Origin of the sequence: Micromonospora craterilacus (assembly GCF_003236315.1) — a bacterium.
GTDB lineage: Bacteria > Actinomycetota > Actinomycetes > Mycobacteriales > Micromonosporaceae > Micromonospora > Micromonospora craterilacus.
Window position 1 is genome coordinate 1 of record NZ_POTY01000229.1, and the last position, 11405, is coordinate 11405.

Below are 11405 nucleotides of genomic sequence, written 5' to 3' on the forward strand. Positions count from 1 at the left end.
CTTCGGCCGGGTCGGCGGCGAAGGTGGCCAGTCGGGCGCGCAGCGCGGTGGCGTCGAGCCGGTCGACCCGGTGCCCGGCGGCGGTCAGCGCGGCGGCGGTGTCGTCGGCGGCCGGGTCGGCGGCGGCGACCAGTGGGGCGAGCAGGAAGGCCGCCTCGCCCGGGGCGTGCTGCCGGGCCAGGCTCAGGGTCGCGGCGCGCAGCACCTCCGCGCCGGCGTCCGAGGTGCCCACCACGGCCAGGTGCCGGCCGGGGGCGGTGTCCATGATGAACAGCGCGGTGGTGCCGTCCACGTCGACCGTCCGGCCGACCAGCGCGAGCGGGCGCCGGCCGCCGGGGCGCAGCCCGGTGAAGGTGGCGTCGTCCTCGACCCGCGCGGTGTCGTACCCCCGGAACACCGACGGCGGGCGGGCGCCGGCCGGGCGGGCCTGCCACAGCTCGTGCCGCAGGCGGGTCAGCTCGCTGGTGGCGGCGTGCGCGTCGGGGAAGCGGACCACCGTGTCCGCTCCCGGCGCGCCGGCGGCGGTGTTGACCACGGCCGAGCCGACCGGCAGCGTCGCCGCCGTGTCGTTGAGCTGGTCGAGCACGCCCCCGCCGCCGGGCAGCGCGACCCGCAACGCGAACTGCCCGAAGACCGCCTCGGCCCGGCCGTAGAGCGCCTCGATGCCGGTCGTGCTCTGGCTGGCCAGCACCAGGTGCACGCCGTACGAGCGGCCCTTGCGGGCCAACTCCTCCAGCCGGTCCACCGACTCGCGGGCGAGCGGGTCGTTGCCGGCGAGCAGCACCTGGAACTCGTCGATCACGGCGACGATGCGCGGTACCGCGGTGTCGGCGGGCAGGTCGGCGAGCTTGGTGACGCCGTGCCGCTTGAGCGCGGTGGCCCGCCGGTGCAGTTCGCGGCGCAGCTCGCGCAGCACGGCGACGCCGTACTCGCGGTCGCTCTCGATGCCGACCGCGCGGGCGTGCGGTAGCCAGGACGGGTCACGGCCGGTGGGGACGAACTCGGTGAAGCTGACCCCCTCCTTGAAGTCGAGCAGATAGAGCTGCAACTCGGCCGGGGAGTAGCGGGCGGCCAGCCCGTAGAGGACGTCGAGCAGGAAGACCGTCTTGCCGGCGCCGGTGCGTCCGCCGACCAGCCAGTGCGGGGTGGCGTCGTCGAAGGCCATCGCGAACGGGTCACGGCCGGCGCGACCCACCACCGTACGCAGACCGGCGCGGGCCGAGGCGGCCCACCGCTGCCCGGGCAGCAGGTCGGCGAAGCCGACCGCCTCGCCGCGCCGGGCGGCCGCGCCGAGGTGGGTGGCGAGCGCGGCGACCGAGGCCGGCGGCGGGTCGCCGTCGAGGACCACCGGGGCGGCCAGGCCGGTGCCGTCGGCGCTGAACGGGGTGCCCGGCGGGTCACCGACCCGGGCGTACCGGTCGGTGAACCGCAGCCTGGTGGTGGCGCCCAGCCGCAGCGCCGGTTCCTCCGGCGTGGCCGGCGGCCACCCGCCGAGCAGGACGCAGACCGCGGCGGCCGGCCCGGCGTGGGTTAGTGCAGCGAGCCGGGCGGCCTCGCGGGGCGGCGGGACGGACGCGGCGACCACCACCAGCAGCTCCTGGTCCGGCCGGTCGGCCTGCCGGGCGGCGCGGGCGTGCCGTTCGGCGGCGTCGAGCAGCGCGGCGACCTCCGGCTCGCTGGTGGCCGGTGCCTCGATGACGCCGGCGTCGACCAGCGGTCGCAGTGGACCGAACGTCGCGCCGAGGGCCGCGGTGTCCAGCCCGGTGACCCGGACGCCGCCGGGCTCGGCGGTGGCCAGCAGCCGCAGCACGAGCGCCCGCAGCAACCCGGCCACCGCCGGGTCGCGGGCGTCGGTGTCGACCGCCAGGTGGTGCCCGGCGCCGAGCGGCAGCAGGACGGGGAACCCGCCGCCGGAGGTGACGGCCTCGCCGACGCGTACCGGCACCGGTTGGTGGGCCAGCCGGATGCCCGGGGTCGGGGTGGCCAGTGCGGAGCCGACCCGGGCCAGCCGGGCGAGCAGGTCGGCGTCGGCCGCCGGGCCGGACGGTGCGGCGGTACGCAACGCCTCGCGGGCGGCTTCGAGATGGGCCCGGGCGGCCCGGTGGGCGGCGACCGCCTGCCCGTACACCGACGCGAGCGTGCCCAAGCTGTGCCGTTACCTCTCAGTGCGCTCTAGCGAGCTGTCGCGGAGGCGATGCCTTGCGACGCCGCTCGCTCCGTCGGGTTCACACGAGGAACCCTAACGGAGACAGGTGACACCGGGACAGCCCAAACCGGACGCGTCGCCGGGGCGTCCGCATCGTCGCCGGGGGGCCGCCTGCCGGTTCGTCAGTGCCCGGTGCGCGACAGGCGCGAGCTGCGCCGGGCGAGCTGCGGTGCCGCGCACTCCGGGCATTCGTGTCCCGGCCGGGTCGTCCTGACCAACCCCGCCGCCGTGGTCCGGTGGGGCATCGTGGGCCGGGGCGCTCGGGCGGCGATGGACGCGGGTCGGACGACGTGGGCCGCCCTCGACGCGACCCGGCGCACCGGGCGGAGCACCGCCGGCTGCGCCAGCGCCCGGGTGATCCGGTGCCGCAGCCGGCGACCGCGCAGCCGGTCCAGCGCCAGTCCCGCCGCCGCGGTGGCCACCGCAGTGACCACGCCCGCCAGCACCAGGGTCTGCCGGGGGCCGGCGTGCTCGGAGAGCCAGCCGAGCAGCGGCGCGCCGACCGCGGCGGCGACCGAGCCGGTGATGCCCACCGCAGCGAGCACCCGGCCGCGCATGGCGTAGTCGGTGTCGAGCTGCGCGCGGGTGCCCACGGTGGTGTCGATGACCACGGCCGCGGCGGCGATCGGCAGGATCACCGCGGCGAAGCTCAGCGTGCCCGGGGCCAGGCCGGCCACGATCTGCAGGGTGCTGGCCAGCAGGCCGGCGGCGACGAGCACGCCGTAGCCCAGCTCCCGCCGCCGGGCCGCGAGGAACGCCCCGACCACGGTGCCGACCGCGAAGACGCTGGACAGCACGCCGTAGCCGGCCGCCCCGGCTCCCAGCGGCCCGTCGCTCATCGCCGCCATGGTCACCTGGTAGTTGCGCCCGAGGCTGCCGAGCACGAAGGCCATGGCCAGCGCGACGAGCACCACCGGTTGGCGCAGCAGATAGCGGAAACCGGCCCGGATACTGGTGTCGGCCACCTCCGCCTCGGCGACCGGCCCGCCGGTGTGCAGCTCCCGCTCGCGTACCGCGAACAGGGCCACCACCACGGCGAGGAAGCTCACGGCGTTGACGGCGAACAGCATCCCGGGGCCGACGACGGCGACCACGACGGCGCCGGCGCTCATGCCGAGGATGCGCCCGGCGGAGTGGGTGAGCGAGCCGAGCGCCAGGGCATTGCCGAGGCTCTCCCGGTCCACCAGGGTGGAGCACCAGCGCCCCATGATCGGGCCCTCGATGGCGGACACCGCCCCAGTGGCCAGGGAGATCGCGTAGATCGCCGGGAGGCCGCCAGCGCCGGTGAAGGCAACCACCGCGAGCCCGGCCGCCAACGCCGCGTGTGCCAGCTGGGCGCCGATCAGCACCGGCCGGGCGGGCAGCCGGTCGGCCAGCGACCCGCCCCACACCCCGAGCAGCAGCATGGGGACGGCCTGAAGCAGCACGGCGAGGCCCATGGAGGTAGCCGAACCGGTCTCGGCGAGCACGTACCAGTTGACCCCGAGCACCTGCATCCAGGTCCCGACCACGGACACGAGGCCGGCCGCAGCCCAGATGCGGTAGTTGCGGTGGCGCAGCGCGGCGAACGTGGCACCGAGCGCCACGGCGAACCTCCCCAGACGGTGGCATGACAAAGCCGAACCACGCAGGTTCGGCAGCCGCCAAGTCTGGCCGCAATTTGCCAGATTTACCGCAATCCGTGAGCGGTCTCACCACCGCCGCCCTCGTCGATCATCGGGTTCGGGCAGCGGCAGGGCCGCCAACCTGACGACCGGCGGTCGGACGCGGCCCGGTGGGCGGCTGTTAAGCCGGGCCCCCTGCTATACCTGAGGCGGCGTTAACAGGGGGCCCTTCCTTGCACCCTCAGCGGGCGACGAGGGGATGGGCGGCGGAGTCGACCGGCGCCGGCAGGGCGCCGGCCCCGCCGAGGTGGGTGTGGATCGCGGCGGCGGCGGCCCGGCCCTCGGCGATCGCCCAGACGATCAGCGAGGCGCCCCGGTGCATGTCGCCGGCGACGAAGACCCCGTCGGCGTCGGTCTGCCAGTCGGACCGGGAGTCGATCGCGCCGCGGGCGTTGCGGGTCACCCCGAACTGGGCCAGCAGCGGCTGCTCCTCGGTGCCCTCGAAGCCGATCGCCAGCAGCACCAGGTCGGCGGGGAGTTCCCGCTCGGTGCCGGGCACCGGGGTGACGATGCGCCGGCCGTCCCGCTTCTCCACGGTCACCTCGGCGATCCGCACCGCCCGTACCGCGCCGGTGCCGTCGTCGACGAACTCCTGCACCGCCACGGCGAAGACCCGCTCGCCGCCCTCCTCGTGTGCCGCGTACTCCCGCAGGATCCACGGCCAGGTCGGCCACGGGTCGCGGGCCTCGTCGCGGGTCTGCGGCGGTCGCGGGTACAGGTCCAGCTGGTGTACGCCGGCGGCGCCCTGCCGGTGCGCCACGCCGAGGCAGTCCGCTGCGGTGTCACCGCCGCCGATGATCACCACGTGCTTGCCGGCCGCGTCGATCGGCGTGCCGTCGGGCAGGACCGCCGTCGCGGGCGGTCCGTCGCCGGCCGCGGCGACCACCCGGTTGGCGGCGACCAGGTGCGCCATCGCCTGGTGCACCCCGCGCAGCTGCCGGCCCGGGGTGTCGGTCTCCCGGCCCTGCAACGCCCCGCAGGCCAGCAGCACCGCGTCATGTTCGGCGCGCAACTGCTCGGCGGTGACGTCGACGCCGACGTCCACCCCGGTACGGAACACCACCCCCTCGGCGGCGAGCTGTGCCAGCCGGGTGTCGACGTGCTGCTTCTCCAGCTTGAAGTCGGGGATGCCGTACCGCATGAGGCCGCCGATCGCGTCGTCGCGCTCGTACACGGTGACGGCGTGACCGGCGCGGGCCAACTGCTGGGCGGCGGCCAGCCCGGCCGGCCCGGAGCCGACCACGGCGACCGACCGGCCGGACGGTGCCGGCACCGGGTGCGGCACCAGTCCCCGCGCCACGGCCGCGTCGGCGATCTCCACCTCGACCTGCTTGATGGTCACCGGCTCGCCCCCGGCGATGCCGAGCACACAGGCGGCCTCGCAGGGCGCCGGGCAGAGCCGGCCGGTGAACTCGGGGAAGTTGTTGGTGGCGTGCAGCGACGCCGCGGCCGCGGCCCAGTTGCCGGTACGGACCAGGTCGTTCCAGTCCGGGATGCGGTTGCCGAGCGGGCACCCGGCGGTGTCGCTGTGGCAGAACGGGATGCCGCAGTCCATGCACCGGGTGGCCTGCTCACGGATCAGCTCCTCGCCGGCCGGCGGGTAGACCTCCCGCCAGTCACTGATCCGCACCGGCACCGGCCGGCGGGCCGGCATCCGGCGCGGGTAGCGCAGGAAACCGTTCGGGTCAGGCACGAGCCACCTCCTGGGCGACCACCCGCGGGGCGGGCGGAACCGGCATGGACGCATCGGCGGGCGCCGGCTGCGCGGACGCATCGGCGGGCGCCGGCTGCGTCTGCTGGGCGGCAGGTGCCGCCAATGCGCTCATCACCGCGTCGTCGACGTCCTGGCCGGCGGCTTCGGCGGCCCGCATGATCTCCATCACCCGGCGGTAGTCCCGGGGTACCACGGCGGTGAACTCCTCCACCGCCTCCGGCCAGCGCTTGAGCAGCGCCTCGGCGACCGCCGAGTCGGTCTCGGCGAAGTGCCGCTGCACCAGTTCGTGCAGCCGGACCCGCTCCTGCTCGCCGGGCGCGGACAGGTCGACCAGCTCGGTGTTGACCAGCCGGCGGTCGAGGTTCCAGACGAAGGCGGTGCCGCCGGACATGCCGGCGGCGAAGTTGCGCCCGGTCGGGCCGAGCACCACCACGGTGCCGCCGGTCATGTACTCGCAGCCGTGGTCGCCGACCCCCTCGACGACCGCCACCGCGCCGGAGTTGCGCACCGCGAACCGCTCTCCCACCCGGCCGCGCAGGAAGACCTCGCCGTCGGTGGCGCCGTACAGGATGGTGTTGCCGGCGATGATCTGGTCCTCGGCGCGGCGGCCCGGCGCGGCGTCGGTGACCACGAACGGTGCCGCCGCGTCCGGCCGGACGACGAGCCGGCCACCGGAGAGGCCCTTGCCGACGTAGTCGTTGGCGTCGCCGTTGAGCCGCAGGGTCACCCCACGCGGCAGGAACGCGCCGAAGGACTGCCCGGCGGTGCCGCGCAGGGTGAACTCGATGGTGTCGGCGGGCAGTCCCGCGCCACCGTGCCGGCGGGTGACCTCGCCGCCGAGCATCGCGCCGACGCTGCGGTGCTCGTTGCGCACCGCCACCTCCACCCGCACCGGGTTGCCGTCGCGCAGCGCCGGCTCGGCCAGGGCGATCAACTCGTTGTCCAGGGCCAGTTCCAGCCCGTGGTCCTGGGCCCGTACGCCCCGACGGGCCGCGCCCTCGGGCAGGTCCGGCAGGTGCAGCACCCGGCCGAGGTCGAGCCCGCCGGCCTTCCAGTGCTCGATCGCCGGGACGACGTCGAGCAGCTCGGTCCGGCCGATCGCCTCGTCGATGCTGCGCAGGCCCAGCTCGGCCAGGTAGCCGCGGATCTCCTCGGCGAGGAAGAGGAAGAAGTTCTCCACGAACTCCGGCTTGCCGGTGAACCGCTCGCGCAGCACCGGGTTCTGGGTGGCGATGCCGACCGGGCAGGTGTCCAGGTGGCAGACGCGCATCATGATGCAGCCGGAGACGATCAGCGGGGCGGTGGCGAAGCCGAACTCCTCGGCGCCGAGCAGCGCCGCGACGATCACGTCCCGGCCGGTCTTGAGCTGGCCGTCGACCTGCACGGTGACCCGGTCGCGCAGCCGGTTGAGCAGCAGCGTCTGCTGCGCCTCGGCCAGGCCCAGCTCCCACGGGGTGCCGGCGTGCTTGAGCGAGTTCAGCGGGGAGGCGCCGGTGCCGCCGTCGTGGCCGGAGATCAGGATGACGTCGGCCTTGAGCTTGGCCACCCCGGCGGCGACCGTGCCGACGCCGACCTCGCTGACCAGCTTGACGTGCACCCGGGCGGCCGGGTTCACGCACTTGAGGTCGTGCACCAGTTGGGCGAGGTCCTCGATCGAGTAGATGTCGTGGTGCGGCGGCGGGGAGATCAGGCCGACCCCGGGGGTGGCGTGCCGGGTACGGGCGATCCACGGCCACACCTTGTTGCCGGGCAGCTGCCCGCCCTCGCCGGGCTTCGCCCCCTGGGCCATCTTGATCTGGAGGTCGTCGGCGTTGACCAGGTATTCGCTGGTCACACCGAACCGGCCGCTGGCGATCTGCTTGACCGACGAGCGGCGGGCCGGGTCGTGCAGGCGGTCGACATCCTCGCCGCCCTCACCGGTGTTGGACTTGCCGCCGAGCCGGTTCATCGCGACGGCCAGGGTCTCGTGCGACTCCGCCGAGATCGACCCGTACGACATGGCGCCGGTGGCGAACCGCTTGACGATCTCGCTGGCCGGCTCGACCTCCTCGATCGGCACCGGCGGCAGCTCGCCGGTACGCAGCCGGAACAGCCCGCGCAGCGAACCGGCCCGCGCGGCCAGCTCGTCGACCTTGGCGGTGTAGGAGCGGAACACGTCGTACTGGCGGCTGCGGGTGGCGTGCTGGAGCAGGAAGACCGTCTCCGGGTTGAACAGGTGCAGCTCGCCCTCGCGGCGCCACTGGTACTCGCCGCCGACGGGCAGCCGGTCGCTGGCGGTGGCGCCGGGCGCCGGCCAGGCCAGCGCGTGCCGGGCGGCCACCTCGGCGTGGATGCCGGCGAGCCCGACCCCGCTGATCGTGCTCGGCGTGCCCCGGAAGTACCGCTCGACCAGCCGGGTCTCCAGCCCGACCGCCTCGAAGACCTGCGCGCCGCAGTACGACGACACGGTCGAGATGCCCATCTTCGACATGATCTTCAAAACGCCCTTGCCGAGCGCCTTGACGTAGTTGCGGATGGCGGCCCGCGGCTCGACGCCGGCCAACACGCTGGTGGAGATCATGTCCTCCACCGACTCGAAGGCGAGGTACGGGTTCACCGCCGCGGCGCCGTAGCCGATCAGCACGGCCGCGTGGTGCACCTCGCGGCAGTCGCCGGACTCCACGATCAGCGCGACCTGGGTGCGGGTCTGCTCGCGGACCAGGTGCTGGTGCACCGCCGCGGTGAGCAGCAGCGACGGGATCGGGGCGAGGTCGGCGTTGGAGTCCCGGTCGGAGAGCACCAGGATCCGTACGCCGTCCTCGATCGCCTCGGAGACGTGCCGGCAGATCTCGGTCAGCCGGGCCTTGATCCCGGCGCCGCCGTCACGGACCCGGTAGAGCCCGGAGACCCGGACCGCCTTGAACCCGGGCAGGTCACCGTCCTCGTCGATGGAGAGGATCTTGGCGAGTTCGTCGTTGTCGATCACCGGGTAGGGCAGCACGATCTGCCGGCAGCTCGCCGGGCCGGGGTCGAGCAGGTTGCCCTCCGGGCCGATGGTCGAGGCCAGGCTGGTCACCAGTTCCTCGCGGATGGCGTCCAGCGGCGGGTTGGTGACCTGGGCGAAGAGCTGGTGGAAGTAGTCGTAGAGCAGCCGGGGCCGGGTGGACAGCGGGGCGATCGGGGTGTCGGTGCCCATCGAGCCGATCGGCTCGGCGCCGGTGCGGGCCATCGGCGCGAGCAGGATCTTCAGCTCCTCCTCGGTGTAGCCGAAGGTCTGCTGGCGGCGGCGTACCGAGTCGTGGGTGTAGACGATGTGCTCGCGGGCCGGCAGGTCGTCCAGCTCGATCAGCCCGGCGTGCAGCCAGTCGGCGTACGGCTGGGCCGCGGCCAGCTCGGTCTTGATCTCGTCGTCGTGCACGATCCGGCCGGCGGTGGTGTCGACCAGGAACATCTTGCCGGGCTGGAGCCGGCCCTTGGCGACCACGGTGGCCGGGTCGAGGTCGAGCACGCCCGCCTCGCTGCCCAGCACCACGAGGCCGTCGGCGGTCTGCCACCAGCGACCCGGACGCAGGCCGTTGCGGTCGAGCACCGCACCGACGATCTCGCCGTCGGTGAAGGCGACCGAGGCGGGACCGTCCCACGGCTCCATCAGGCTGGCGTGGAACCGGTAGAAGGCGCGTTTGTCGGCGCGCATGTCCGGGTCGTTCTCCCACGCCTCGGGGATCATCATCAGCACCGCGTGCGGCAGGCTGCGCCCGGCCAGGTGCAGCAGTTCCAGAACCTCGTCGAAGTTGGCCGAGTCGGAGGCCGCCGGGGTGCAGACCGGGAACACCCGGCGGGTGTTGCCGGGCAGGTCCGGGGTACGTAGCAGCGCCTCGCGGGCCTGCATCCAGTTCCGGTTGCCGCGGATGGTGTTGATCTCGCCGTTGTGCGCGATGAACCGGTACGGGTGCGCCAGCGGCCAGGACGGGAAGGTGTTGGTGGAGAACCGGGAGTGCACCAGGGCGATGGCGCTGTCCACCCGCTCGTCGGTCAGATCCGGGTAGAACGCCGGCAGCTGGTCCGGGGTGAGCATCCCCTTGTAGACCATGGTCCGCCCGGACAGCGACGGGAAGTACGCCGGCACGCCGCGCTCGGCGGACTCCCGCTCGGCCTGCTTGCGTACGCAGAAGGCGACCCGCTCCAGCTCGATGCCGCGCAGCGGGGAGCCGGCCGGGCCGGCGGGGGTGTCGGTGAGCCGGTGCGCGGCGAGGAAGACCTGCCGCACCCGGGGCATCGCCGCGACGGCCGTCTCGCCGAGGTCGGACGGGTCGACCGGGACGTCCCGCCAGCCGAGCAGGGCCGCCCCCTCGACCAGGGCGTACTTCTCGACCACCTGCCGGGCGCGGGCCTCGGCGGCGTCGTCGTCGGGCAGGAAGACCAGGCCGGTGGCGTACTCGCCGACCGGGGGCAGCGGGAAGTCCACCACCGCGCGCAGGAACGCGTCCGGCACCTGGATCATGATGCCCGCGCCGTCACCGGTGTTCGGTTCCGCACCCCGGGCACCCCGGTGGTCCAGCCGGCAGAGCGCGCCGAGGCCGTTCGCGACCACCGTATGGGAGCGCCGTCCATGCAGGTCCGCCACGAAGGCCACGCCGCACGCGTCGTGCTCGCGGGAGGCGTCGTAGAGGCCGGCAGGGGACGCTAGCTGGCCGTTTCGCGGCGCCGGCTGGGGGCGGTGAGGGTACGCAAAGGCCACCGGGCCTCCTGTCGTCACTCAGGGTGGATCATGGTCGGGACGACGTCGGCCCTTTGCGGATTATTGAGTCTACGTTAGGGCGCGGTGCGCAAGGCCAGTGCGGATTGATCACACCGTCCAGACTCTGGGACATGTAGTCTCGCGCGGTGGATATACGGCGCGCTGACCTGCTCGACCGGTTGGAGCGGTTCTACGACGCGGTGCCCCGGGATGCGGCCCGGGCGGAGAATCACGGGGCCTGCGTCCTGTTCGTCCGCGAAAGCCCCGGATGGCCGTTCTACGCCCGGCCGCGCCCTGGCGCGGACCAACCGCCGTCGCTGGCCGACCTGACGGTGGTCCGGGCCCGGCAGCGGGAACTCGGCCTGCCCGAGGCCCTGGAGTGGGTACACGAGGTCAACCCGGAACTGCTCGCGGTGGCCCGCTCGGCGGGGCTTGCCGTGCTGGAGGCCCCGCTGATGGTGCTCGACCCGGCCGCCGTGGGCGACCCGACGACCTTCACCGACGTACCGGTGCGGCTGCTGGCGGCGTCCGCACCGACGCTCGCCGCGGACGTGGCCACCCGGCGGGCGGTCGCCGCGGTGGGGTTCGCCGCACCCGGCACCGGCCGCGGCGAGGCCGGCCCGGCCCAGCGCGATGCCGCCCGCACCGGCCTGGACGTCGCGGCGCTGGACGAGGAACGAACCCGTATCGCCGACGGCAGCCGACTCTCGGCGCTGGCCGAGACACCCGACGAGGGGGCGCTGGCCAGCGGAATGGCCATGCGGGTCGACGACGTGGCCGAGATCGCCGGGGTGGCCACGCTGCCGTCGGCCCGCCGCCGTGGCCTGGCCGCCGCGGTCACCGCCACCCTGGCCCGCGCCCTGCTGGCCGACGGCGTCGCGGTGGTCTTCCTCTCCGCCGGCAGCGAGGAGATCGCCCGGGTCTACCTCCGGGCCGGCTTCCGCCGCGTCGGCACCGCCTGCATCGCCGAACCCGCCCCCCTCCGCCCCTGACGGCGATCCCCGCGATCTTGCACTTTTCGTCGCCGCTTTTCCGGCATAAGACGTGTATCGGCGACCGAAAGTGCAAGATCGACGCTGTTGTCGGGGGTGGGGGCTTGGGGAC

At 74.4% G+C, this 11405-nt stretch carries 5 protein-coding genes; 1 reads left to right on the forward strand and 4 read right to left on the reverse strand.

The window, feature by feature from the left end:
- The 4 genes from C1I95_RS27075 to gltB form a co-directional block, all read right to left on the reverse strand.
- Positions 1-2146, reverse strand: a 2146-nt coding sequence (locus C1I95_RS27075) for an FtsK/SpoIIIE domain-containing protein (RefSeq protein WP_111217958.1), incomplete at its 3' end; no start/stop codon positions are given.
- Positions 2147-2328: 182 nt separating this feature from the next.
- A complete protein-coding gene (locus C1I95_RS27080) occupies positions 2329-3792 on the reverse strand; it encodes an MFS transporter (RefSeq protein WP_111217954.1) in 1464 nt (487 codons plus the stop codon).
- Positions 3793-4051: 259 nt separating this feature from the next.
- Positions 4052-5563 (reverse strand): glutamate synthase subunit beta, encoded by a 1512-nt coding sequence (locus C1I95_RS27085; protein WP_111217955.1) that lies wholly within the window; start codon positions 5561-5563, stop codon positions 4052-4054.
- Positions 5556-10301, reverse strand: a complete 4746-nt coding sequence (gltB, locus tag C1I95_RS27090) for a glutamate synthase large subunit (RefSeq protein ID WP_111217956.1) — start codon at positions 10299-10301, stop codon at positions 5556-5558. The genes C1I95_RS27085 and gltB overlap by 8 nt, the downstream gene beginning before the upstream one ends.
- Before the next feature lie 146 nt (positions 10302-10447).
- On the opposite strand from gltB, the gene C1I95_RS27095 reads away from it, so the two are divergent.
- Complete coding sequence (locus tag C1I95_RS27095; protein WP_111217957.1) at positions 10448-11293, forward strand: GNAT family N-acetyltransferase; 846 nt, start codon at positions 10448-10450, stop codon at positions 11291-11293.
- Positions 11294-11405: the final 112 nt, after the last annotated feature.